Raw genomic sequence first — 24,182 nt, 5'->3', positions numbered from 1 at the left:
TTCGCTATGAAATCGCTGTTAACGCGGCAGCGCCGTATCAATCCGGTTTACCTCGCCTTTATGGTCGCCTCGTTCATGCTGGGCATCGCGGGCGCACTGCAGGCGCCGACGCTCAGCCTGTTTCTGACGCGCGAGGTGCAGGCGCGGCCCTTCTGGGTCGGGCTGTTTTTCACCATCAATGCGGTGGCCGGTATCGTAGTGAGTATGCTGGTGGCAAAGCGCTCAGACAGCGTCGGCGATCGTCGTCATATCATTCTCTTCTGCTGTCTGATGGCGCTGATCAATGCGCTGCTGTTTGCCTTTACCCGCGATTATCTGACCCTGCTGACGCTCGGTGTGCTGCTGTCGGCGCTGGCCAGCGTCTCAATGCCTCAGCTGTTTGCGCTGGCGAGAGAGTATGCCGATCAGTCGGCGCGTGAAGCGGTGATGTTCAGTTCGGTGATGCGTGCGCAGCTGTCGCTGGCGTGGGTGATCGGGCCGCCATTATCGTTCGCGCTGGCGCTGAACTACGGCTTTGTGACGCTATTTATGGTGGCCGCGTTACTGTTTCTGCTCTGTATTCTGCTGGTCTGGTTTACCCTGCCGTCGGTGCCACGTTCGCAGCCGCTGATGCAAAGCGGCGGGCTGCCGTTGAGCGGCTGGCGCGATCGCGACGTGCGTTTGCTGTTCCTGGCTTCAGTCGCGATGTGGACCTGTAACACCATGTATATCATCGATATGCCGCTCTATATCAGCACCACGCTGGGTCTGCCGGAGAAGCTGGCCGGTCTGCTGATGGGAACGGCTGCCGGGCTGGAGATCCCGGTAATGCTGCTGGCGGGTCATTACGCGCGCCGCTTCGGTAAGCGGCGGTTAATGCTGATTGCGGTGGCGGCGGGCGTCCTGTTTTATCTGGGGCTGGTGCTGTTCAATTCCCGCACCTCGCTGATGGTGTTACAGCTGTTTAACGCGGTGTTTGTCGGGATTATAGCGGGTATAGGGATGCTGTGGTTCCAGGATCTGATGCCAGGACGACCGGGTGCTGCGACCACCATGTTCACCAATTCGATCTCAACGGGCATGATTCTGGCGGGGGTTATTCAGGGAACGCTGAGTGAGCGACTGGGTCATGAGGCGGTTTACTGGCTGGCATTCGGGCTGGCGATAGTGGCGCTGGTGATGTCGGCGCGGGTGCGCGACGTATAAAGAAGAAGGGCGACCCGATGTCGCCCTGCTTTAACGCAATCAGCGCAGGAAGGCGGGTTGATTCTGCTCATACTGCGAAATAGAGGCTTCATGCTGCAGCGTCAGGCCGATGCTGTCGAGGCCATTAATCATGCAGTGGCGACGGAAGCTGTCGAGTTCAAACGAATAGACTTTGTCGCCTGCCGTCACCGTCTGTGCTTCCAGATCGACCGTGAAGCTGATGCCTGGCTGGGCTGCAACCAGTCTGAACAGCTCATCCACTTCCTCTTCGCTTAATTTCACCGGCAGCAGTTGGTTGTTGAAGCTGTTGCCATAAAAGATATCGGCGAAGCTCGGCGCAATTACCACGTGGAAACCGAAATCGGTCAGTGCCCAGGGCGCATGCTCACGTGAGGAGCCGCAGCCAAAGTTCTCGCGCGCCAGCAGGATGCTGGTCCCTTTAAACTCCGGCTTGTTCAGCACAAAGCCAGGCGTCGGCACCGTGCCGGCGTCATCTTCAAAACGCCAGTCGTGGAACAGGTGCTGACCGAAACCGGTGCGGGTGACCTTCTGCAAAAACTGCTTAGGAATGATTGCGTCCGTGTCGACGTTCGCGGCATCCAGCGGCGCAACAATCCCGGTATGCTGAGTAAATTTATTCGCCATGACTTAAGCTCCTGTCGTCAGTTCACGGATGTCGGCAAAGTGGCCGGTCACGGCAGCCGCCGCGGCCATGGCCGGGCTGACCAGATGGGTACGTCCACCACGGCCCTGACGGCCTTCAAAGTTACGGTTGCTGGTAGAGGCGCAACGCTCGCCCGGATTCAAACGGTCATTGTTCATCGCCAGGCACATTGAACAGCCTGGCAGGCGCCATTCAAAGCCCGCTTCCAGGAAGATTTTATCCAGGCCTTCTGCTTCGGCCTGCGCTTTAACCGGGCCCGAACCTGGCACCACCATAGCAACCACGCCAGGCGCGACTTTACGGCCTTTGGCGATGGCGGCGGCGGCACGCAGATCTTCAATGCGTGAGTTGGTGCAGGAGCCGATAAACACTTTATCAATTGCGACATCGGTCAGTCTGATGCCCGGCTGCAGGTTCATGTAGGCCAGCGCTTTTTCTGCTGAGGCGCGCTCAACCGGATCGGCGAATGAAGCCGGATTCGGGATCACCTGATCAACGGCAATCACCTGACCCGGGTTGGTGCCCCAGGTGACCTGCGGTGCGATTTCTTCTGCATGCAGCGTGACCACTGCATCATACTTCGCGCCTTCATCAGACTTCAGGGTGCGCCAGTAATCGACTGCCTGCTCCCATTTCTCTCCCTCAGGTGAGAACTGGCGACCTTTCAGATAGCTGAAGGTGGTTTCATCCGGTGCCACCAGGCCCGCTTTCGCCCCCATCTCAATGGCCATGTTGCACAGGGTCATACGACCTTCCATGCTCAGCGCCTGAATCGCAGGGCCGCAGAACTCAACGACATAGCCGGTGCCGCCTGCGCTGCCTGTTTTACCGATGATCGCCAGCACGATATCTTTTGCGGTAATGCCAGTGGAGGCCTGGCCCAGCACTTCAATCTTCATGGTTTTCGCCCGACCCTGTTTCAGGGTCTGAGTGGCAAACACATGTTCCACTTCGGAGGTGCCGATACCAAAGGCCAGTGAGCCAAATGCGCCATGCGTCGCAGTGTGCGAGTCGCCGCACACAATGGTCATGCCCGGCAGCGTCATGCCCTGCTCAGGGCCAATAACGTGGACAATACCCTGGAACGGGTGATTCAGGTCATAGAGCTGTACGCCAAACTCTGCGCAGTTCTTCATCAGCTCCTGCATCTGAATACGCGCCATTTCGCCCGACGCATTAATATCTTTGGTCTGCGTAGAAACGTTGTGGTCCATGGTGGCAAAGGTTTTGCCCGGCTGACGGACTTTACGTCCGTGCGCACGCAGACCATCAAAGGCCTGTGGTGACGTCACTTCATGGATCAGATGGCGATCAATATAGAGTAACGGGGTTTCTTCTGGCGTTTCGTGGACGACATGTGCATCAAATAACTTCTGGTATAAGGTTTTCATTTTTTATTTTTCCTCGGCGATAAAGCGGGCAATGATGCTGCCCATCTCATCTGTGCTGACCGCGGGGCCATCACCGGCTAAATCGCTGGTGCGGTAGCCCTGTTCCAGCGCACGACTGATGGCGCGTTCGATACTGTCGGCAGCCGCATCGGCATTCAGGCTGTAACGCAGCAGCAGGGACAGGGACAAAATCTGGGCGACCGGGTTAGCAATATTCTGACCGGCAATATCCGGCGCTGAACCACCCGCTGGTTCGAACAGGCCAAAGCCCGTTTCATTCAGGCTGGCTGACGGCAGCATACCCATCGAGCCGGTAATCATGGCGCACTCATCAGAGAGAATGTCACCAAACAGGTTGGAGCAGAGCAGCACGTCAAACTGCGACGGGTCTTTGATCAACTGCATGGTCGCGTTGTCGATGTAGATATGACTCAGTTGCACGTCAGGGTATTCTTTCGCCACTTCGTTGACGATTTCACGCCACATCACCGAGGTCTGCAGTACGTTGGCTTTATCAACCGAGGTGACTTTGTTGCGACGTTTGCGCGCCGATTCAAACGCGATGCGGGCGATGCGCTCGATTTCGAAACGGTGATAGACCTCGGTATCAAAAGCACGCTCCTCCGGGCCGCTGCCTTCGCGTCCTTTCGGCTGGCCAAAATAGATGCCGCCGGTCAGTTCACGCACGCACAGAATGTCGAAGCCTTTGGCAGCAATGTCGGCGCGCAACGGGCAAAATGCTTCCAGACCGCTGTAGAGCGCAGCCGGACGCAGGTTACTGAACAGCTGAAAGTGTTTGCGCAGCGGCAGCAGCGCGCCACGCTCCGGCTGTGATGCGGGCGGTAAGTGCTCCCACTTCGGACCGCCAACGGAACCAAACAGGATCGCGTCGGCCTGCTCACAGCCTGCAACCGTAGCCGGTGGCAGGGGTTCGCCATGCTGATCGATAGCAATGCCGCCGACCGCATATTCCTGAGTAGTGATCTGCATATCAAAGCGCTGACGAATGGCATCAAGCACTTTCATCGCCTGCGCCATCACTTCCGGGCCGATACCGTCACCGGGTAAAACTGCGATATGAGATGAGCTGGACATGGTTATACGGTTTCCTTCTGGTCTTTAAATTTGCGCTGCAATTCTTGTTCAACCTGACGGGCACGCCAGATATTGTTCAGGGCGTTGACCATCGCTTTAGCGGAGGACTCCACAATATCGGTCGCCAGACCAATGCCGTGGAATTTGCGGCCGTTGTAGCTTATGACGATATCGACCTGACCCAGCGCATTCTCGCCGTGGCCTTTCGCGGTCAGTTTGTAGTTAACCAGCTCAGCGTCAAACTGGGTGATGCGGTTAATCGCCTGGTAAACTGCGTCAACCGGGCCATTACCGGTGGCTGCATCAGATTTGGCGATATCGCCGCAGCCCAGATTAACAGAGGCGGTGGCCGTCATGCTGGAACCGGTCTGGACATTAAATTCGTGCAGCTGGAAATGCTCAGGTTCTTCATTCTGTTTGTTGATGAAGGCCAGTGCTTCCAGGTCGTAATCGAAGACCTGACCTTTTTTGTCGGCCAGCTTCAGGAAGGCGTCATACAGCGTATCCAGATTGTAATCCTGTTCGGCATAGCCCATCTCTTCCATACGATGTTTTACCGCCGCACGGCCTGAACGTGAAGTCAGGTTCAGCTGAATTTTGTGTAAACCGATTGATTCAGGCGTCAGGATTTCATAATTCTCGCGGTTCTTCAGCACGCCATCCTGATGGATACCGGAGGAGTGGGCGAAAGCATTGGAGCCGACCACTGCTTTATTCGCTGGGATTGGCATGTTGCAGATCTGGCTGACCATCTGGCTGGTACGGTAAATTTCCTGATGATTGATATTGGTGTGGACGTTCATGATCTGCTGTCGGGTTTTAATCGCCATGATCACCTCTTCCAGCGCACAGTTACCGGCACGTTCACCCAGGCCATTCATCGTGCCTTCAACCTGACGCGCGCCTGCCTGGACGGCAGCCAGGGCATTACCGGTTGCCATGCCCAGGTCATCGTGGGTATGCACAGAGATAATCGCTTTATCAATGTTGGGAACGCGGTTCATCAGTTCACTGATGATGTGAGCATATTCGCCTGGCAGGGTGTAGCCAACGGTATCCGGGATGTTGATGGTGGTCGCACCAGCGTTAATTGTGGCTTCGACCATCCGGCACAGGTCATCAATCGGGGTACGGCCGCCATCTTCGCAGGAGAACTCAACGTCACTGGTGTAGTTACGCGCACGCTTCACCATCTGCACCGCACGCTCAATCACTTCTGGCAGCGTGCTGCGCAGTTTGGTCGCGATGTGCATTGGGGAGGTGGCGATAAAGGTATGAATGCGGAAGGCTTCGGCAACGCGCAGTGATTCATATGCTGCGTCGATATCTTTTTCTACACAGCGCGCCAGTCCGCAGACACGGCTGTTTTTGATGGTCCGCGCAATGGTCTGTACAGACTCAAAGTCGCCCGGTGAGGAGACCGGAAAACCAACTTCCATTACATCCACGCCCATGCGCTCCAGCGCTAACGCAATCTGCAATTTTTCTTTCACACTCAGGCTGGCCTGTAACGCCTGCTCACCGTCGCGCAGAGTGGTATCGAAAATAATGACTTGCTGGCTCATCGTATTCATCCTTATGCTTTTTCTGGCCTGGCAACGAGCATAAAAAAACCCGCGACAGGCGCGGGTTTTTAACTTTCAGCAGGTTTGAATCAGTGTTTGATTCCGCCCACAAGTCTACCGCGCAAGCTGAGTGCGTTTAGTAGTAGACCGAGAAGGCGAACAGAACGAAACATGGATTCAAACCTTATAAAATGTTGTGCTGTACATATTGGTACTGGAATCACTCAGGGATGTCAACCTTCAATGCAGGGGTGTTCTCTGGGGCGCCAGAGGAAGATATTCTGTTATTCATCGGTCAGGCAGCGTAATAAGCAGCATGGTCTTGCTGCGGTCGCAATCAGCACCCCTGAATGCATGCTTACAGACGTAATTTTTAGTGTATTTAATTGATATTTATGAAATTTATTGAATTGCTGCTTTGCGCTATCACAACATTTATCACCTGTTAGTTAGCATAATCCAATGCGCTTTAGAGGTTTACTGGTTAATTACGCCAGAAAAGAAAAGTGTCAGGCGATTGTAGGCTATTGCAGTCGGTAATAAGTTTTCGTTATTTCTTAGATCACGCTGAAAATAATTTCTTACCCAGCATTTTCCTCTGCGGTTCTGCCGCGTAATTAGTTTAATCCGCGCAGTCAATTCTTATCGGGCAGAGCCTTTACGTCCCTGCCTTTTAATTTACGCGGGTTTGCGGTTTGCCTGCCCGGTTAACAGCGGTTATGGTAATCGACCTACTCTCAGAAAAATAAACTCAACAGATTTCTCTGTAACCGGACAGCGGCAGATGTTTCCGCTGTCGTGCATAAACATAAGTTTTTGATTGGCAAAGCAGGCACCAGGGCAACGTGATACGCACAAACGGGCGTAATTACAGAGTCGGGTCCTCAAGCCTGGAGGCAGAAGATGGAGATGTTGTCAGGAGCCGAGATGGTCGTCCGTTCGTTAATCGATCAGGGCGTTAAGCAGGTATTCGGTTATCCGGGTGGCGCAGTCTTAGATATCTATGATGCGCTGCAAACCGTCGGGGGTATCGATCATATTCTGGTGCGTCATGAGCAGGGCGCAGTGCATATGGCTGACGGCCTGGCGCGCGCCACTGGCGAAGTCGGCGTGGTGCTGGTCACCTCAGGACCGGGTGCAACCAATGCGATTACCGGTATCGCCACCGCCTATATGGACTCGATTCCGCTGGTGATTCTGTCGGGTCAGGTTCCCTCGTCCCTGATTGGCTATGACGCCTTTCAGGAGTGCGACATGGTCGGCATCTCTCGTCCGGTGGTGAAGCATAGCTTCCTGGTGAAAAACACCGAAGAGATTCCAACCGTGTTGAAAAAGGCGTTCTGGCTGGCTTCCACCGGCCGTCCGGGACCGGTGGTGATCGATCTGCCAAAAGATATTCTCAACCCGGCCAACAAACTGCCTTATCACTGGCCGGAGTCAGTGAGCATGCGCTCCTACAATCCGACCATTCAGGGCCACAAAGGGCAGATTAAACGCGCGCTGACCACATTGCTGGCTGCGAAGAAGCCGGTGATCTACGCGGGTGGCGGTGCCATTACCGCAGGCTGCGAAGCGGAACTGTTACAGCTGGCAGAAAGCCTGAATATTCCGGTGACGACCTCGCTGATGGGCCTGGGCGCGTTCCCTGGCACCCATCGTCAGTGCGTTGGCATGTTGGGTATGCACGGCACCTATGAAGCCAATATGACGATGCACAACACCGACCTGATTTTTGGTATCGGTGTTCGCTTTGATGACCGTACCACCAACAATCTGGCGAAATATTGTCCTGACGCCACGGTGATGCACATCGATATCGACCCGACCTCTATCTCCAAGACGGTGTCGGCGGATATCCCGATTGTGGGTGATGCAAAACAGGTGCTGCAGCAAATGCTGGAGTTGCTGGCGCAGAGCGACACCCCATCGCGCGCGGAGAGCCTGCACGACTGGTGGCAGGCAATTGAGGGCTGGCGCGGTCGTCACTGTCTGGAATTTGATCGCACCAGCGACAAAATTAAACCGCAGGCCGTGATTGAAACCATCAGCCGTCTGACCAAAGGCGATGCCTATGTCACGTCAGATGTGGGTCAGCACCAGATGTTTGCTGCGCTCTATTATCCTTTCGACAAACCGCGCCGCTGGATCAACTCTGGCGGTCTGGGCACCATGGGCTTTGGCCTGCCTGCTGCGCTGGGCGTGAAGATGGCGCTCCCGGAAGAAACCGTGATCTGCGTAACGGGCGATGGCAGTATCCAGATGAACATTCAGGAGCTTTCCACCGCGCTGCAGTACGACCTGCCGGTGCTGGTGCTGAACCTGAATAACCGGGTGCTGGGCATGGTGAAACAGTGGCAGGATATGATTTATTCTGGCCGCCACTCCCAGTCTTATATGGAGTCGCTGCCTGACTTCGTGCGTCTGGCGGAAGCCTATGGTCACGTCGGGATCGCAATTGAGCATCCGGCTGAACTGGAAGAGAAGCTGACGCTGGCGCTGGAAACGCTGGCGAAGGGGCGTCTGGTCTTTGTGGATGTTACCGTTGACGGTAGCGAGCATGTTTACCCGATGCAGATTCGCGGTGGCAGCATGGATGAGATGTGGTTGAGCAAAACGGAGAGGACATAATTATGCGTCGTATTTTATCAGTTCTGCTGGAGAACGAATCCGGCGCATTATCCCGTGTCGTCGGCCTGTTCTCACAGCGCGGCTACAACATTGAAAGCCTCACCGTGGCACCGACGGACGATCCGACGCTGTCGCGGATGACCATTCAGACGGTGGGCGATCAGAAGGTGCTGGAGCAGATTGAAAAGCAACTCCACAAGCTGGTGGATGTGCTGCGCGTCACCGAGCTGGGGCAGGGCGCCTACGTTGAACGCGAAATCATGCTGGTGAAGATTCAGGCCAGTGGTTATGGTCGCGAAGAGGTGAAGCGTAACGCCGAGATCTTCCGTGGTCAGATCATCGATGTGACTCCGACGCTGTACACGGTTCAGCTGGCAGGCACCAGCGACAAACTGGATGCCTTCCTGAGCACTGTCCGCGATGTTGCCGAAATTGTTGAAGTGGCGCGTTCCGGTATCGTGGGCGTTTCACGCGGCGATCGCATCATGCGTTAATCACGCTGTGGCATCATAAATCCTCACCTAACCCGGCGAAATGCCGGGTTTTTTTATTTTTTATGCGCCAGGCGGGTTACATTCAGAAAAGCGGTTGCTCCGCGCACTTTTCTGCTGTTAGATGATAGACATGAGTTATCCATAGCTTAACTGCGGCTATTTCTGCCGTAAAAGCGGATTTGATGGTGGGGTTATCGTGAAACTGGATGAAATTGCGCGTTTGGCAGGCGTGTCGCGCACCACGGCCAGTTATGTGATCAACGGAAAAGCGCGGCAGTATCGTGTCAGCGACAAAACCGTTGAAAAAGTCATGGCAGTGGTTCGTGAGCATAATTATCACCCTAATGCGGTGGCTGCCGGGCTGCGTGCCGGGCGTACACGCTCAATTGGGTTAGTGATCCCGGATCTGGAAAATACCAGTTATACGCGTATTGCAAACTATCTTGAGCGACAGGCGCGTCAGCGTGGCTATCAGCTGCTGATCGCCTGTTCTGAAGACCAGCCCGATAACGAGATGCGCTGTATAGAACATCTGTTGCAGCGGCAGGTCGATGCAATCATCGTTTCCACCTCGCTGCCACCCGAGCATCCTTTCTATCAGCGCTGGATCAACGATCCTCTGCCAATTATTGCATTAGACCGCGCGCTGGATCGTGAGCATTTCACCAGCGTAGTGGGTGCCGATCAGGACGATGCGCAGACGCTGGCCGCTGAACTGCGTCAGCTTGAAGTTAAAAACGTGTTGTTCCTCGGCGCGTTACCTGAGTTGTCAGTGAGTTTTCTGCGCGAGATGGGATTCCGCGATGCATGGAAAGACGATCCCCGTCCGATTGACTATATCTACTGCAATAGTTTCGAACGTACTGCCGCCGCAGCACTCTTTGAAAAGTACCTTGAAGAGCACCCGATGCCCGAGGCACTGTTTACCACCTCATTTGGTCTGCTGCAGGGTGTGATGGATGTGACGCTGAAACGAGACGGCCGTCTGCCGACCGAGCTGGCGATTGCCACTTTTGGCGACCATGAATTACTGGACTTTCTTGAGTGTCCGGTTCTGGCGGTTGGTCAGCGTCATCGTGACGTGGCCGAGCGCGTGCTGGAATTAGTTTTAGCCTCGCTGGACGAACCCAGAAAACCGAAACCGGGATTAACCCGCATCCGCCGTAATTTATACCGTCGCGGGCAATTAAGCCGACGCGTTAAATGATTAACGGGCAGTATTACACTGCCCAGTCATTTTATTTCGCAATTTAACTGATTAAATAAACAGGTCGACGTAAAAAAGCGTAAATTCTGCTCATCAAATCTAACAAAGCAGAAAGGCTTATTTTTATTATCTGCTTACAACTTCAACAAACTTCCTTTCCCGTGTGGCCTGAAGCCGCTGGGCTTCCTTTCGGAAATCCCCTAAAATGCTGCCGCTGTCTCAGAAACCACGATAAATATTTAGCCCTTTACATTGTTTCATTTTTAGTCGTTTTTTTACGGGCTGTTTTTTTTATTCAGGTATTCATTGGTTTAATTTTTACTTCCCTCTTTTATTCGATTATATCGTCGCCAGACTTTAATTCTGCGCCTTGTAAAGAGTGATATTCAACTACCGCTCCGGCTTGACAAGGATTTCATGGGATCCTTAAACTCGTTTCGTGGTAAAAAGTGGGATAAAGTGGCGTAAATGGGTAACGAGGAGAAGAGACTGGCATGTTCCGCGGAGCAACGTTAGTCAATCTCGACAGCAAAGGGCGACTCGCCGTACCCACGCGATATCGCGATTTGCTGATTGGGGAGTCTCAGGGGCAGATGGTCTGTACCATCGACCTCCACCAGCCATGCCTGTTGCTTTATACCCTGCCCGAATGGGAAATCATTGAAAAAAAGCTGGCACGCCTTTCCAGTATGAATCCACTTGAGCGCCGCGTGCAGCGTTTGCTGCTGGGACATGCCAGTGAATGTCAGATGGACAATGCAGGCCGCCTGCTGCTGGCAAATACGCTTCGGCAGCACGCAAAATTAACCAAAGAAGTGATGCTGGTTGGACAGTTCAATAAGTTTGAGCTGTGGGATGAACAGACCTGGTATCAACAAGTCAGGGACGATATTGACGCAGAACAGTCGGCTCAGGAACCTTTATCTGAGCGGTTGCAGGACTTGTCGCTATAGCTATGCAGGAAAATTTCAAACATACCACCGTGCTGTTGGATGAGGCGGTTAACGGCCTCAATATCAGGGAAGACGGTATTTACATCGACGGCACATTTGGTCGTGGTGGCCATTCACGCCTGATTCTTTCGCAACTGGGAGAGAAGGGAAAACTGATCGCCATCGATCGTGATCCGCAAGCTATCGCTGCTGCTGCTGAGATTACCGACCCGCGTTTTTCAATTATTCATGGCCCTTTTTCCGCGCTGGCAGAGTATGTCTCTGAACGGGAATTAGTCGGAAAAATTGACGGCATTTTACTCGACCTGGGGGTTTCATCGCCGCAGCTGGATGACGCCGAACGTGGCTTCTCCTTTATGCGTGACGGACCACTGGATATGCGTATGGACCCTTCACGGGGTCACTCCGCCGCAGAATGGTTACTGCACGCAGAAGAGGCGGATATCGCTTTCGTCCTGAAGACCTACGGTGAAGAGCGTTTCGCTAAGCGTATTGCCCGGGCCATTGTTGAGCGCAACCGCGAGCAGCCCATGACCCGCACCCGTGAACTGGCTGAAGTTATCTCCATCGCCATGCCGGTGAAAGATAAGTTTAAGCATCCGGCCACGCGCAGCTTCCAGGCGATTCGTATCTGGATTAACAGCGAGCTGGAAGAGATCGACATTGCACTGAAAGGAGCTGTTGAAGTACTGGCCCCGCAGGGGCGTCTCTCTGTTATCAGCTTCCATTCACTGGAAGATCGGCTGGTGAAGCGCTTTATGCGCGATCAGAGTCGCGGGCCGCAGGTGCCGCCTGGGATTCCCATGACTGAACATCAGCTGCGCGCCCTGGGCGGACGTGAACTGAAGTTGCTTGGCAAAATGTCGCCGGGTGATGCTGAAGTCTCTGAAAACCCACGCGCGCGCAGCTCGGTATTACGTATCGCGGAGAAAACCGACGAATGATCGGTAATGAGCGTCACAGCCTGCCTGCCGTCATCGGCGGGGATCTGCTGAGAAAAGGCAAGATTCCGGTGCTGTTGCTGATCGCGGTGGTGGTGTCTGCCGTGCTGGTGGTGACCACCACCCATAAAACACGATTGTTAACCGCGCAGCGCGAACAGCTGGTGCTGGAGCGTGACGCGCTGGATATCGAGTGGCGCAACCTGATTCTGGAAGAGAATGCGTTGGGCGACCACAGTCGTGTTGAACGCATCGCCACCGAGAAGCTGCAGCTGCAGCACGTTGATCCTTCACAAGAAAATATCGTGGTGCAGAAATAAGGACCTCAGTTAGCGAATGAGCGGCACAGGCAGAACGCTGAAGTTGAAGAAACCGGAAGATAAAGCCAGCTTTGTAAGCTGGCGTTTTGCGTTGCTGTGCGGCTGTATTTTACTGGCGCTGGGTGGATTGCTTTCACGTGTTGCCTGGCTGCAGGTGATCAATCCTGGCAAGCTGGTCAAAGAGGGCGATTTACGCTCGCTGCGTGTTCAGGCAGTGCCGACCTCGCGCGGGATGATCAGCGATCGCGCCGGACGTCCACTGGCAGTCAGTGTACCGGTTAATGCTATCTGGGCTGATCCTAAAGAGCTGCACGCCGGTGGCGGCGTCACGCTGGACAGCCGCTGGAAGGCACTGTCCGATGCACTCTCTATTCCCCTTGATCAGCTGGCCGCGCGCGTGAATGCCAATCCTAAAGGCCGCTTTGTCTATCTGGCACGTCAGGTCAATCCGGCCATCGGCGAATACGTCAAAAAACTCAAACTTCCTGGTATTCATCTGCGCGAAGAGTCGCGCCGTTACTATCCAGCCGGGCAGGTTACCTCCCATCTGATTGGTTTTACCAACATCGACGGGCAGGGCATCGAAGGTATTGAGAAAAGCTTTGATAAATGGCTGACCGGCGCGCCAGGCGAGCGTACGGTGCGTAAAGATCGCTACGGTCGCGTCATCGAAGATATCTCCTCTGTGGACAGCCGCGCCGCCCATAACCTGACCCTGAGCATTGATGAGCGGCTGCAGGCCCTGGTCTACCGTGAACTGAATAACGCCGTAGCCTTTAACAAAGCGGAATCGGGTACGGCGGTGCTGGTGGATGTCAATACCGGTGAAGTGCTGGCAATGGCCAACAGCCCGGCTTACAACCCTAACAATCTGGGTAATACGCCAAAAGATCTGATGCGTAACCGCGCCATTACCGACATTTTCGAGCCTGGCTCGACTGTGAAGCCGATGGTGGTGATGGCGGCGCTGCAGCGCGGCGTGGTCAAAGAAAACAGCGTTCTGAATACCGTGCCGTACCGCGTCAATGGTCATGAGATCAAAGATGTGGCGCGCTACAACGAATTGACCCTGACAGGGGTTTTACAGAAGTCGAGTAACGTCGGTGTTTCACGTCTGGCGTTAGCGATGCCCTCCTCTGCGCTGGTAGAAACTTACGCGCGCTTTGGACTGGGTAAACCGACCAATTTGGGGCTGGTCGGGGAAAGCAGTGGCTTATACCCTAAAAAACAACGGTGGTCTGACATAGAGAGGGCCACCTTCTCTTTCGGCTACGGGCTAATGGTAACGCCGTTACAGTTAGCGCGAGTCTACGCAACAATTGGCAGCTATGGCATTAATCGCCCACTGTCTATCACCAAAGTGGATCCGCCCGTCGCGGGACAACGCGTTTTCGATGAGTCACTGGTGAAAACCGTGATGCACATGATGGAAAGCGTGGCGCTGCCCGGTGGCGGTGGTGTCAAAGCGGCCATCAAGGGTTATCGCATCGCGATAAAAACCGGTACGGCGAAAAAAGTCGGGCCGGACGGACGCTACGTCAACAAATATATTGCCTACACCGCAGGCGTTGCGCCTGCCAGTCATCCCCGATTCGCGCTGGTGGTGGTGATCAACGATCCCCAGGCCGGCAAGTATTACGGCGGTGCGGTTTCTGCACCGGTGTTTGGTGCCATCATGGGTGGCGTACTGCGTACCATGAACATCGAGCCCGACGCTTTACCGACGACCAATGACAAGAATGAGTTGGTGACTAACAGAAGTGAGGAATCTAGTGACAGATCGTAACCTGCGCGACTTACTCGGCCCCTGGGTGCCAGGTGCGCCGGCGCGCCCACTACGCGACATGACCCTGGATAGCCGCATTGCGGCTTCTGGCGATCTGTTTGTTGCGGTTGCGGGCCATCAGGTCGATGGACGCCGTTTCATTCCGCAGGCTATTGCGCAGGGCGTCGCCGCCGTGGTGGCTGAAGCTGAGGGCGAAGCGGCCGACGGCGAAATCCGTGAAATGCACGGCGTACCGGTTATCTATCTGGCGCAGTTGAATCAGCGTCTTTCGGCCTTAGCAGGCCGGTTTTACCAGCAACCGGGTGAGAAGCAGAAGCTGATTGGCGTCACCGGCACCAACGGTAAAACCACCACGACCCAATTGCTGGCGCAGTGGGCGACGCTGCTGGGTGAAACCAGCGCGGTAATGGGCACCGTTGGCAATGGGCTGGTGGGGCGCTTATCCGCTGCAGAAAATACCACCGGTTCAGCGGTGGATGTTCAGCATCTGCTGAACGATCTTGCGGAAAAAGGGGCGACCCTGACCGCAATGGAAGTCTCGTCACATGGCCTGGTTCAGCATCGCGTCGCGGCGCTGCCGTTTGCCGCAGCCGTCTTCACCAATCTCAGCCGCGATCACCTCGATTATCACGGTGATATGCAGCGCTATGAGTCAGCCAAATGGCTGCTGTTTTCTGAGCATCAGGTCGGGCAGGCAATTCTTAACGCTGATGACGACGTTGGCCGTCGCTGGCTGGCCCGCTTACCGGATGCTGTTGCCGTCACCATGGAGGATAACCTTCAGCCGGGCTGCCATGGCCGCTGGCTGAAAGCCGATGCGGTGGACTATCACGATAACGGCGCGCACATCTGTTTCAGCTCCAGCTGGGGCAACGGCGAAATCGACAGCCCGCTTATGGGCGCCTTCAACGTCAGCAATCTGATGCTGGCGCTGGCAACACTGCTGTCACTGGATTATCCACTGGCGATGCTCATCCGCGTTGCACCGCAGTTGCAGCCGGTCAATGGGCGTATGGAAGTGTTCAGCGCCGCAGGAAAACCAACGGTCGTGGTGGATTATGCCCACACGCCGGATGCGCTGGAAAAAGCGCTCGAAGCGGCACGCCTGCACTGCAAAGGCAAACTGTGGTGCCTGTTCGGCTGCGGCGGCGACCGTGACAAAGGCAAGCGTCCCTTAATGGGGGCGATTGCTGAGCAGTATGCGGATGTGGTGGTGATTACAGATGACAATCCGCGCAGCGAAGACCCGCAGGCGATTGTAAAAGATATTCTGACCGGTCTGCTGGATCCAGGCCGAGCCCGCGTGGTGGCTGGTCGTGCGCAAGCGGTCACTAACACCATCATGCAGGCGCAGCCCGACGATATCGTGCTGGTGGCCGGTAAAGGTCACGAAGATTATCAGATTATTGGCAACCGTCGTCTCGACTATTCCGATCGTGCCACGGTTGCGGCACTGATGGGAGGCGCAGCATGATTCCGGTTTCATTAAAGACTCTGGCGGAGATCACGGGCGGTATGCTGCACGGCAGCGATTTAACCCTGAGTGACGTGACCACCGATACCCGCAAAGTAACGGCGGGCAGTCTGTTTGTCGCGCTGGTGGGCGAACGTTTTGATGCCCATGACTTCGCTGAAGATGCGATTGCCCGTGGTGCGCAGGCGCTGTTGGTCAGTAAGCACTTACCTGTCGCGGTTCCTCAGGTGGTGGTTGAAGATACCCGTATCGCCTTTGGCAGGCTGGGTGGCTGGGTCCGTCAGCAGTCGACCGCCCGCGTCGTAGCGCTGACCGGATCCTCAGGCAAAACCTCAGTGAAAGAGATGACGGCAGCGATTCTGCGTCAGTGCGGCGAAACGCTCTACACCGCAGGTAATCTCAACAACGATTATGGCGTGCCGATGACGCTGCTGCGTCTGACCACAGAACATCAGTATGCGGTTATTGAGCTTGGTGCTAATCATCAGGGTGAAATTGCCTATACCACTGACTTAGTTAAACCGGAAAGTGCGCTGGTGAATAACCTGGCGGCAGCACATCTGGAAGGCTTTGGTTCGCTGGCGGGTGTCGCTAAAGCTAAAGGTGAAATCTTCCAGGGCTTGCCGGCTAACGGCATTGCGATTCTCAACGAAGAGAGCAACGACTGGCCAAACTGGCAGACCACGCTGCAGGATAAAACCGTGTGGCGTTTCTCACCGCAGGCGGAAGAGTGTGAATTCACTGCCCGCGATATTCGCATTGCGCAGGACGGCACCCATTTTGTGATGAAAACACCGCGTGGCGAAGCTGAGATCGTGCTGCCATTACCGGGTCGGCATAACATCGCCAACGCACTGGCCGCGGCGGCACTGGCCCTGTCAGTAGATGCCCCGCTTAGCGCCGTCCGGCAGGGACTGAAAGACCTGCAATCGGTGCCAGGTCGTCTGTTCCCGGTGCGCCTCTCTGCGCATCAGCTGCTGCTGGATGACAGCTATAACGCTAACGTCGGTTCGATGACCGCCGCCGTCCAGGTCCTGTCAGAGATGCCGGGTTATCAGGTACTGGTCGCGGGAGATATGGCGGAACTGGGCGACGAAACCGAAAAATGTCACCGCGAAATCGGTGAAGCGGCACGTGACGCAGGCATTGATTGCGTGCTCAGTTGCGGAAAATTCAGCCATTTCATTAGTGAAAGCAGCGAAGTTGGTGAACATTTCAGCGATAAGACAGCGCTGACTGAACGTTTGCGTCAGTTGTTGTCCGAACACTCAGAAATTACCGTCCTGATTAAAGGCTCACGTAGTGCCGCCATGGAGCAGGTAGTACAGAGCTTAAAGGAGAAAGGAACATGTTAGTTTGGCTGGCCGAGCATCTGGTCGCTTTTTATTCAGGCTTCAACGTCTTTTCCTATCTGACGTTTCGCGCCATTGTCAGCCTGCTGACTGCACTCTTTATCTCTCTCTGGATGGGGCCGCGTCTGATCGCGTGGCTGCAGAAATTACAGATTGGCCAGGTTGTCCGTAACGATGGCCCGGAATCGCATTTCAGTAAGCGCGGGACGCCGACGATGGGCGGCATCATGATCCTGACCTCCATCACTATCTCGGTACTGATGTGGGCGTATCCGTCGAATCCGTATGTCTGGTGTGTGCTGTTCGTGTTAATCGGTTTTGGCATCATCGGCTTTGTCGATGATTACCGCAAAGTGGTGCGTAAAGATACCAAAGGGCTGATCGCCCGCTGGAAATATTTCTGGATGTCGGTGATTTCGCTGGGTGTCGCGTTCGGGCTTTATGCCGCAGGCAAAGATACCCCCGCGACCCAACTGGTCGTGCCCTTTTTCAAAGACATCATGCCGCAGTTAGGTCTGTTTTATGTGCTGCTGGCCTACTTTGTGATTGTTGGAACGGGTAACGCGGTCAACCTGACTGATGGTCTGGATGGCCTGGCGATTATGCCAACCGTCTTTGTTGCCGCGGGCTTTGCGCTGGTCGCCTGGGCAACCGGTAACGTGAAATTTGCAGAATATCTTCACATTCCTTATCTGCGTCACGCCGGTGAGCTGGTGATTGTCTGTACCGCCATCGTCGGGGCAGGGCTGGGTTTCCTGTGGTTCAACACCTATCCGGCTCAGGTCTTTATGGGCGATGTCGGCTCACTGGCGTTGGGCGGCGCATTGGGCACCATCGCGGTGTTACTGCGTCAGGAATTTTTACTGGTGATCATGGGCGGTGTGTTTGTGGTTGAAACGCTGTCAGTGATCCTGCAGGTGGGATCGTTTAAGTTGCGCGGCCAGCGTATTTTCCGCATGGCGCCGATCCATCACCATTATGAACTCAAGGGCTGGCCGGAACCGCGCGTCATTGTGCGCTTCTGGATTATTTCGCTAATGCTGGTGCTGATTGGCCTGGCCACGCTGAAGGTGCGTTAATCATGGCTGACTATCGGGGTAGAAAAGTGGTCATCATCGGGCTGGGCCTTACCGGGCTCTCCTGTGTTGATTTCTTTTTAGCGCAGGGCGTAACGCCTCGCGTAATGGATACCCGTGTCTCGCCGCCGGGGCTGGATAAGCTGCCCGGGCAGGTTGAACGCCACCTGGGCGGCATCAACGGCGACTGGCTGCTGGCGGCCGATCTGATTGTTGCCAGCCCTGGCGTCGCACTGGCGCATCCGATTCTTAGCGAAGCCGTTGAAGCCGGAATTGAAATTGTCGGTGACATTGAGCTGTTCTGCCGCGAGGCGCAGGCACCTATCGTGGCGATCACCGGCTCCAACGGTAAAAGCACCGTCACCACGCTGGTGGGTGAGATGGCGAAAGCTGCAGGCTGGCAGGTGGGTGTCGGCGGCAATATTGGTCTGCCCGCGCTGAGTCTGCTGCAATCACCGGCGCAACTTTATGTACTGGAGCTTTCCAGTTTCCAGCTTGAGACGACGCACAGTCTGAAAGCGGCTGCGGCAACCGTGCTTAACGTCAGCGAAGATCACATGGATCGTTATCCACTCGGTATGCAGCAGTATCGTGCCGCCAAGCTGCGGGTCTATGAGAATGCGCAGATCTGCATCGTTAACGCCGATGACGCGCTGACGATGCCGGTACGCGGCGCAGATACCCGCTGTGTCAGCTTTGGTGTCGATTTCGGTGACTACCATCTCAACAAGCAGCAGGGCAGTATCTGGCTGCGGGTGAAGGGCGAGAAAGTGCTGAACACCGCTGAAATGAAGATGGTGGGACAGCATAACTATACCAACGCGCTGGCGGCGCTGGCGCTGGCCGATGCGGTCGGTCTGCCACGTGCCTCAAGCCTGGCAGCTTTAACGCACTTTAACGGTCTGGCGCATCGCTTCCAGCTGGTCCATGAGCATCAGGGCGTACGCTGGATCAATGACTCCAAAGCCACCAACGTCGGCAGCACTGAAGCGGCGCTGAATGGCCTGCAGGTTCAGGGAACACTGTGGCTGCTGATGGGCGGTGATGGTAAGTCAGCCGATTTTACGCCACTGATCCCCTGGTTGCAGGGTGACAATCTGCGTCTGTATTGCTTTGGCCGCGATGGCGATGAACTGGCCGCGCTGCGTCCTGACATCGCCGTGCGCACGGAAACCATGCGACAGGCGATGGAGCAGATCGCGCCGCAGGTTAAAGCAGGCGATATGGTTCTGCTGTCGCCGGCCTGCGCCAGCCTTGACCAGTTCCGTAACTTTGAGCAGCGCGGTGAGCAGTTCGCGCAACTGGCGAAGGAGCTGAGCTGATGCATATTCCTGGTGCCGGACTGGCGGGATATTTCTCAGGACGCCTGAAGGATTGGGTCATGGGCGCACGCGAAAGTGATGACTCTTCGCTGGTGCTTTATGACCGCACACTGCTATGGCTCACGCTGGGCCTGGCGGTGATTGGTTTTGTGATGGTGACGTCGGCGTCAATGCCGGTGGGTCAGCGTCTGAATGACGATCTCTTCTACTTCGCCAAGCGTGATGCCTTCTACATCGTGCTGGCTCTGGGTATGGCGCTGGTCACGCTACGGGTTCCAATGGATTTCTGGCAGCGCTACAGCAACGTGATGCTGATGGTCACGGTGGCGATGCTGCTGATTGTTCTGGTGGTGGGTAGCTCGGTAAACGGTGCATCGCGCTGGATTGCACTGGGTCCACTGCGTATCCAGCCTGCGGAGTTGTCAAAACTTTCCCTGTTCTGCTACCTCGCCAGCTACCTGGTGCGCAAAGTTGAAGAGGTGCGTAACAACTTCTGGGGCTTCTGTAAGCCGATGGGCGTTATGGTCGTGCTGGCCGTGTTACTGCTGGCGCAGCCGGACCTCGGTACGGTAGTTGTGCTGTTCGTAACGACGCTGGCGATGCTGTTCCTGGCGGGCGCCAAGCTGTGGCAGTTCATGGCCATCATCGGCTCCGGTATCTTTGCGGTGATTCTGCTGATCATTGCAGAACCCTACCGTATGCGCCGTGTGACGTCGTTCTGGAACCCGTGGGAAGATCCCTTTGGTAGCGGCTACCAGCTAACCCAGTCACTGATGGCATTTGGCCGCGGTGAATTCTGGGGGCAGGGGCTCGGTAACTCCGTGCAAAAGCTGGAATATCTGCCGGAAGCGCATACCGACTTTATTTTCGCCATCATCGGGGAAGAACTCGGCTACGTCGGTGTGGTAATGGCACTTTTAATGGTATTCTTCGTCGCTTTTCGTGCGATGTCGATTGGCCGTCGTGCTCTGGAACTGGATCAGCGTTTTTCCGGCTTTTTAGCCTGTTCTATTGGTGTCTGGTTCAGTTTCCAGGCGCTGGTTAACGTCGGGGCTGCCGCCGGTATGTTACCGACCAAAGGTCTGACCTTACCGCTGATTAGTTACGGTGGGTCGAGTCTGATCATTATGTCGACCGCCATCGTCTTTTTATTACGCATAGATTATGAAACGCGCCTGGCGAAAGCGCAGGCGTTTACCCGAGGTGGTCGATGAGCGGTAAGCGATTGATGGTGATGGCAGGCGGAACCGGTGGACATGTCTTTCCCGGTCTGGCTGTCGCCCATCATCTGATGGAACAGGGCTGGCAGGTTCGCTGGTTAGGCACCGCTGACCGTATGGAAGCCGATCTGGTGCCAAAGCATGGCATCGACATCGACTTTATCCGCATCAGCGGACTACGCGGTAAGGGCATGAAAGCGTTGCTGCTGGCACCGTTGCGCATCTTCAATGCATGGCGTCAGGCGCGTCGCATCATGAAAGCGTGGAAGCCGGATGTCGTGCTGGGCATGGGCGGCTACGTTTCCGGTCCTGGCGGCTTAGCGGCCTGGAGCTGCGGTATTCCGGTTGTGCTGCATGAGCAGAACGGTATTGCCGGTCTGACCAATAAATGGCTGGCGAAAATCGCCACCAAAGTTTTGCAGGCGTTTCCGGGCGCATTTCCTGCCGCCGACGTGGTAGGAAATCCGGTTCGCACTGATGTTCTGGCACTGCCTTTACCCGCGCAACGTCTGGCAGGTCGTCATGGCCCGATTCGGGTGCTGGTGATTGGCGGAAGTCAGGGCGCACGGATACTGAACCAGACGTTACCGCAAATTGCGGCGCTGGTGGGTGATGAGATCACCCTGTGGCATCAGACCGGTAAAGGCGCGTTGCCCGAAACAGAGAAAGCGTATCAGCAGGTTGGTCAGACGCAGCATAAGGTGACCGAATTTATTGATGATATGGCTGCTGCCTACGCCTGGGCTGATGTAGTGGTATGCCGCTCCGGCGCATTAACCGTGAGCGAAGTCGCTGCTACCGGTTTACCGGCGATTTTCGTGCCGTTTCTGCATAAAGATCGTCAGCAGTACTGGAACGCGCTGCCGCTGGAGAAAGCGGGCGCCGCCAGAATTTTTGAGCAGCCGCAATTTACTGCGGAGGCTGTAGCGGATCAGCTACGCCACTGGGATCGTGCAACATTGCTGACGATGGCTGAACAGGCCCGTCAGGTGGCGATCCCCGATGCGACTGAACGGGTCGCTCAGGAAGTGGCTCGCGCCGCAAAGTAATCATTCCGGTCAGCGCGTCTGACCTGTACCCGGACTGGGTACAAACTGAAATAGCAGGTAACAGAGATCGATGAATACACAACAATTGGCAAAACTGCGTTCTATCGTGCCCGAGATGCGTCGCGTCCGGCACATCCACTTTGTCGGCATCGGCGGTGCAGGCATGGGCGGTATTGCCGAAGTGTTAGCAAATGAAGGCTACCATATCAGCGGTTCAGATCTGGCCCCTAACCCGGTGACGCAGAACCTGATTGCGCTGGGTGCCACCATTTATTTTAACCATCGCCCCGAAAACGTGACCGATGCCAGCGTGGTGGTGGTTTCCAGCGCCGTTTCGCAGGATAACCCCGAACTGGTCGCGGCACGCGAACAGCGTATCCCGGTGATCCGTCGTGCGGAGATGCTGGCTGAACTGATGCGTTTCCGTCACGGCATCGCCGTCGCGGGTACGCATGGCAAAACGACGACTACGGCGATGGTGTCGAGCATTTATGCGGAAGCGGGTCTCGATCCGACCTTCGTTAACGGCGGACTCGTCAAAGCAGCAGGCACCCATGCCCGTCTGGGTAACAGCCGGTATCTGATTGCTGAAGCAGATGAGAGCGATGCATCGTTCCTGCATCTGCAGCCAATGGTGGCGATTGTGACCAACATCGAAGCTGACCATATGGACACCTATCAGGGCGATTTCGAAAACCTGAAACAGACGTTTATTAACTTCCTGCACAACCTGCCGTTTTACGGTCGTGCGGTGATGTGTGTCGATGATGCGGTTATTCGTGACCTGATCCCACGCGTGGGCCGTCATATCACCACATACGGTTTTAGCGATGATGCGGATTTACGTATTGAAAACTACGAGCAGAGCGGTGCGCAGGGACATTTCACCCTGATCCGTCAGGACAAAGCGCCGCTGCAGATTACGCTGAACGCACCGGGTCGCCACAATGCCCTGAACGCGGCAGCTGCTGTCGCTGTCGCCACTGAAGAGGGCATTGAAGACAATGCTATCCTGGCTGCGCTGGAGAGTTTCCAGGGGACGGGGCGTCGCTTTGATCTGCTGGGTGAATTTCCGACAGAACCGGTCAACGGACAGCCGGGTACCGCGATGCTGGTGGATGATTACGGTCATCACCCCACCGAAGTGGACGCGACGATTAAAGCCGCGCGGGCTGGCTGGCCGGATAAAAAACTGGTGATGGTGTTCCAGCCGCACCGTTATAGCCGTACCCGCGATCTGTTTGATGATTTCGCTAACGTGCTGTCGCATGTCGATGTGTTACTGATGCTGGATGTTTACTCCGCCGGTGAGACCGCGATTCCAGGCGCTGACAGTCGTTCGCTCTGCCGTGCCATTCGTAACCGGGGCAAGGTCGATCCTATCCTGGTGCCGGAACATGATGCACTGCCGGAGATGCTGGCGCCGCTGCTGTCGGGTAATGACCTGATTCTGGTACAGGGTGCCGGTAACGTCGGCAAGGTTGCCCGCAAGCTGGCGGACACTAAGCTCCAGCCGGAACGCAAAGCGGAGGATCGTCATGGTGGATAAAGTGGCAGTGTTAATGGGCGGTACCTCAGCAGAGCGCGAGGTTTCACTCAACTCGGGTCAGGCAGTGATTGCCGGATTACGGGAAATGGGCATTGATGCGTATGGCATCGATACCCGCGATGTCTCCGTCATGACGCTGAAAGAGCAGGGATTCACCAAAGCCTTTATCGCGTTGCATGGCCGGGGCGGTGAAGACGGCACGATGCAAGCGGTGCTGGAGTTCCTGCAACTGCCTTACACCGGCAGCGGCGTGATGGCCTCGGCGGTGACCATGGATAAGTTGCGCACCAAGCTGCTGTGGCAGGGGCGCGGTTTACCGTCAGGAAAGTTTGTCTGGCTGACGCGTCAGCAGTTTGAGGCCGGGCTGGATGAGGAGAGCAACGCGGCGATTGCAGCGCTTGGCCTGCCATTATTTGTGAAGCCAGCCTGTGAAGGCTCCAGCGTAGGCATCAGCCGGGTTAACGATCTGAGCGCGCTGCCAGCGGCACTGGAAACGGCGTTTAAGTTTGACATTGACGTACTGGTCGAGGCGTTTCTCAGTGGCGCAGAGTACACCGTCGCGATTGTGGGCGATCGTATTCTGCCCTCAATTGAAATAAAGAGCGCCAGCGAGTTCTATGACTATGAAGCTAAATACATTTCTGACGATACTCAGTACCTCTGTCCGGCCGACTTAAGCGCTGAGCGTGAAGCTGAATTACAGCAGCTGGTGCTGGCCGCCTGGCGTGCACTGGGCTGTCGTGGCTGGGGACGGGTTGATGTGATGACCGACGGGGAAGGGCGCTTTCAGTTACTGGAAGCCAACACCTCGCCGGGCATGACCAGTCACAGCCTGGTTCCTATGGCAGCGAAACAGGCGGGCATGAGTTTCCCGCAGTTGGTCGCCCATATTCTGGAGCTGGCCGTCTGAT

At 55.6% G+C, this 24,182-nt stretch carries 21 protein-coding genes; 16 read left to right on the top strand and 5 right to left on the bottom strand.

The window, feature by feature from the left end; all coding sequences use genetic code 11:
* Positions 1-6 precede the first annotated feature (6 nt).
* Entirely contained in the window at positions 7-1,185 is a 1,179-nt protein-coding gene (locus tag ACR8BF_RS15910; protein WP_179897640.1) for an MFS transporter, read from the top strand.
* Positions 1,186-1,224: 39 nt separating this feature from the next.
* On the opposite strand, the gene leuD is transcribed toward ACR8BF_RS15910, so the two are convergent.
* The 5 genes from leuD to leuL form a co-directional block, all read right to left on the bottom strand.
* Entirely contained in the window at positions 1,225-1,830 is a 606-nt protein-coding gene (leuD, locus tag ACR8BF_RS15905; RefSeq protein WP_008925570.1) for a 3-isopropylmalate dehydratase small subunit, read from the bottom strand.
* 3 nt (positions 1,831-1,833) lie between these two features.
* Positions 1,834-3,240 carry a 3-isopropylmalate dehydratase large subunit gene (gene leuC / locus ACR8BF_RS15900; protein ID WP_292985439.1) on the bottom strand — a complete coding sequence of 469 codons (1,407 nt, stop codon included), beginning with the start codon at positions 3,238-3,240 and terminating at the stop codon, positions 1,834-1,836.
* Between the two features lie 3 nt (positions 3,241-3,243).
* Positions 3,244-4,335, bottom strand: coding sequence for a 3-isopropylmalate dehydrogenase (gene leuB, locus ACR8BF_RS15895; RefSeq protein WP_434745261.1), 1,092 nt, complete (start codon positions 4,333-4,335; stop codon positions 3,244-3,246).
* 2 nt (positions 4,336-4,337) lie between these two features.
* Positions 4,338-5,900, bottom strand: coding sequence for a 2-isopropylmalate synthase (gene leuA / locus ACR8BF_RS15890; RefSeq protein WP_292985441.1), 1,563 nt, complete (start codon positions 5,898-5,900; stop codon positions 4,338-4,340).
* 89 nt (positions 5,901-5,989) lie between these two features.
* On the bottom strand, positions 5,990-6,073 hold the full coding sequence (leuL, locus tag ACR8BF_RS15885; RefSeq protein ID WP_099257765.1) for a leu operon leader peptide: 84 nt from the start codon (positions 6,071-6,073) through the stop codon (positions 5,990-5,992).
* A gap of 730 nt (positions 6,074-6,803) precedes the next feature.
* Between leuL and ilvI the strand changes: the two genes are divergently transcribed.
* From ilvI to ACR8BF_RS15810, 15 genes are all read left to right on the top strand, one after another.
* Complete coding sequence (gene ilvI / locus ACR8BF_RS15880; RefSeq protein ID WP_292985443.1) at positions 6,804-8,528, top strand: acetolactate synthase 3 large subunit; 1,725 nt, start codon at positions 6,804-6,806, stop codon at positions 8,526-8,528.
* Between the two features lie 2 nt (positions 8,529-8,530).
* Positions 8,531-9,022, top strand: coding sequence for an acetolactate synthase small subunit (ilvN, locus tag ACR8BF_RS15875; RefSeq protein ID WP_003854770.1), 492 nt, complete (start codon positions 8,531-8,533; stop codon positions 9,020-9,022).
* Between the two features lie 196 nt (positions 9,023-9,218).
* Positions 9,219-10,229 carry a catabolite repressor/activator gene (cra, locus tag ACR8BF_RS15870; protein ID WP_179897648.1) on the top strand — a complete coding sequence of 337 codons (1,011 nt, stop codon included), beginning with the start codon at positions 9,219-9,221 and terminating at the stop codon, positions 10,227-10,229.
* A 494-nt stretch (positions 10,230-10,723) separates the two neighbouring features.
* A complete protein-coding gene (gene mraZ / locus ACR8BF_RS15865; protein WP_009092149.1) occupies positions 10,724-11,182 on the top strand; it encodes a division/cell wall cluster transcriptional repressor MraZ in 459 nt (152 codons plus the stop codon).
* Positions 11,183-11,184: 2 nt separating this feature from the next.
* The gene (gene rsmH / locus ACR8BF_RS15860) at positions 11,185-12,126 is read left to right on the top strand and encodes a 16S rRNA (cytosine(1402)-N(4))-methyltransferase RsmH (protein ID WP_313697550.1); all 942 of its coding nucleotides are present in this window, start codon (positions 11,185-11,187) and stop codon (positions 12,124-12,126) included.
* Positions 12,123-12,443, top strand: coding sequence for a cell division protein FtsL (gene ftsL, locus ACR8BF_RS15855; RefSeq protein ID WP_003854764.1), 321 nt, complete (start codon positions 12,123-12,125; stop codon positions 12,441-12,443). The genes rsmH and ftsL overlap by 4 nt, the downstream gene beginning before the upstream one ends.
* A gap of 16 nt (positions 12,444-12,459) precedes the next feature.
* Complete coding sequence (locus tag ACR8BF_RS15850) at positions 12,460-14,229, top strand: peptidoglycan glycosyltransferase FtsI (RefSeq protein WP_179897652.1); 1,770 nt, start codon at positions 12,460-12,462, stop codon at positions 14,227-14,229.
* Entirely contained in the window at positions 14,216-15,703 is a 1,488-nt protein-coding gene (gene murE, locus ACR8BF_RS15845; RefSeq protein WP_434745260.1) for a UDP-N-acetylmuramoyl-L-alanyl-D-glutamate--2,6-diaminopimelate ligase, read from the top strand. Before ACR8BF_RS15850 ends, murE begins: the two co-directional genes overlap by 14 nt.
* On the top strand, positions 15,700-17,058 hold the full coding sequence (gene murF / locus ACR8BF_RS15840) for a UDP-N-acetylmuramoyl-tripeptide--D-alanyl-D-alanine ligase (protein WP_434745259.1): 1,359 nt from the start codon (positions 15,700-15,702) through the stop codon (positions 17,056-17,058). Before murE ends, murF begins: the two co-directional genes overlap by 4 nt.
* Positions 17,052-18,134 carry a phospho-N-acetylmuramoyl-pentapeptide-transferase gene (gene mraY / locus ACR8BF_RS15835; protein WP_003854755.1) on the top strand — a complete coding sequence of 361 codons (1,083 nt, stop codon included), beginning with the start codon at positions 17,052-17,054 and terminating at the stop codon, positions 18,132-18,134. Before murF ends, mraY begins: the two co-directional genes overlap by 7 nt.
* Positions 18,135-18,136: 2 nt before the next feature.
* Positions 18,137-19,453: a UDP-N-acetylmuramoyl-L-alanine--D-glutamate ligase gene (gene murD, locus ACR8BF_RS15830; RefSeq protein ID WP_434745258.1), complete on the top strand. Its 1,317-nt coding sequence runs from the start codon at positions 18,137-18,139 to the stop codon at positions 19,451-19,453.
* Complete coding sequence (gene ftsW, locus ACR8BF_RS15825) at positions 19,453-20,667, top strand: cell division protein FtsW (RefSeq protein WP_179897660.1); 1,215 nt, start codon at positions 19,453-19,455, stop codon at positions 20,665-20,667. The genes murD and ftsW overlap by 1 nt, the downstream gene beginning before the upstream one ends.
* A complete protein-coding gene (gene murG, locus ACR8BF_RS15820) occupies positions 20,664-21,722 on the top strand; it encodes an undecaprenyldiphospho-muramoylpentapeptide beta-N-acetylglucosaminyltransferase (RefSeq protein WP_434745257.1) in 1,059 nt (352 codons plus the stop codon). Before ftsW ends, murG begins: the two co-directional genes overlap by 4 nt.
* 70 nt (positions 21,723-21,792) lie before the next feature.
* Positions 21,793-23,271, top strand: a complete 1,479-nt coding sequence (murC, locus tag ACR8BF_RS15815) for a UDP-N-acetylmuramate--L-alanine ligase (protein ID WP_136196535.1) — start codon at positions 21,793-21,795, stop codon at positions 23,269-23,271.
* Positions 23,261-24,181 (top strand): D-alanine--D-alanine ligase, encoded by a 921-nt coding sequence (locus ACR8BF_RS15810; protein WP_434745256.1) that lies wholly within the window; start codon positions 23,261-23,263, stop codon positions 24,179-24,181. Before murC ends, ACR8BF_RS15810 begins: the two co-directional genes overlap by 11 nt.
* The last annotated feature ends 1 nt before the right edge of the window (position 24,182 follow it).

Source organism: Candidatus Pantoea rara (assembly GCF_051136265.1).
In the GTDB taxonomy this organism is placed as follows: domain Bacteria; phylum Pseudomonadota; class Gammaproteobacteria; order Enterobacterales; family Enterobacteriaceae; genus Pantoea; species Pantoea rara.
The sequence above is the reverse complement of the archived record's forward strand: the minus strand, read 5'-3'. Positions and strand labels throughout refer to the sequence as shown.

Excerpts from the sequence above, each read along its gene's own strand:
- ACR8BF_RS15910 (WP_179897640.1), top strand. The coding sequence starts at position 7 with ATGAAATCGCTGTTAACGCGGCAGCGCCGTATCAATCCGGTTTACCTC.
- ilvN (WP_003854770.1), top strand. The coding sequence starts at position 8,531 with ATGCGTCGTATTTTATCAGTTCTGCTGGAGAACGAATCCGGCGCATTA.
- ACR8BF_RS15810 (WP_434745256.1), top strand. The coding sequence starts at position 23,261 with ATGGTGGATAAAGTGGCAGTGTTAATGGGCGGTACCTCAGCAGAGCGC.
- murD (WP_434745258.1), top strand. The coding sequence starts at position 18,137 with ATGGCTGACTATCGGGGTAGAAAAGTGGTCATCATCGGGCTGGGCCTT.
- leuC (WP_292985439.1), bottom strand. The coding sequence starts at position 3,240 with ATGAAAACCTTATACCAGAAGTTATTTGATGCACATGTCGTCCACGAA.
- mraZ (WP_009092149.1), top strand. The coding sequence starts at position 10,724 with ATGTTCCGCGGAGCAACGTTAGTCAATCTCGACAGCAAAGGGCGACTC.
- leuA (WP_292985441.1), bottom strand. The coding sequence starts at position 5,900 with ATGAGCCAGCAAGTCATTATTTTCGATACCACTCTGCGCGACGGTGAG.
- murG (WP_434745257.1), top strand. The coding sequence starts at position 20,664 with ATGAGCGGTAAGCGATTGATGGTGATGGCAGGCGGAACCGGTGGACAT.
- murF (WP_434745259.1), top strand. The coding sequence starts at position 15,700 with ATGATTCCGGTTTCATTAAAGACTCTGGCGGAGATCACGGGCGGTATG.
- ACR8BF_RS15850 (WP_179897652.1), top strand. The coding sequence starts at position 12,460 with ATGAGCGGCACAGGCAGAACGCTGAAGTTGAAGAAACCGGAAGATAAA.
- leuL (WP_099257765.1), bottom strand. The coding sequence starts at position 6,073 with ATGTTTCGTTCTGTTCGCCTTCTCGGTCTACTACTAAACGCACTCAGC.
- leuD (WP_008925570.1), bottom strand. The coding sequence starts at position 1,830 with ATGGCGAATAAATTTACTCAGCATACCGGGATTGTTGCGCCGCTGGAT.
- leuB (WP_434745261.1), bottom strand. The coding sequence starts at position 4,335 with ATGTCCAGCTCATCTCATATCGCAGTTTTACCCGGTGACGGTATCGGC.
- murC (WP_136196535.1), top strand. The coding sequence starts at position 21,793 with ATGAATACACAACAATTGGCAAAACTGCGTTCTATCGTGCCCGAGATG.
- mraY (WP_003854755.1), top strand. The coding sequence starts at position 17,052 with ATGTTAGTTTGGCTGGCCGAGCATCTGGTCGCTTTTTATTCAGGCTTC.
- ftsW (WP_179897660.1), top strand. The coding sequence starts at position 19,453 with ATGCATATTCCTGGTGCCGGACTGGCGGGATATTTCTCAGGACGCCTG.
- rsmH (WP_313697550.1), top strand. The coding sequence starts at position 11,185 with ATGCAGGAAAATTTCAAACATACCACCGTGCTGTTGGATGAGGCGGTT.
- ftsL (WP_003854764.1), top strand. The coding sequence starts at position 12,123 with ATGATCGGTAATGAGCGTCACAGCCTGCCTGCCGTCATCGGCGGGGAT.
- ilvI (WP_292985443.1), top strand. The coding sequence starts at position 6,804 with ATGGAGATGTTGTCAGGAGCCGAGATGGTCGTCCGTTCGTTAATCGAT.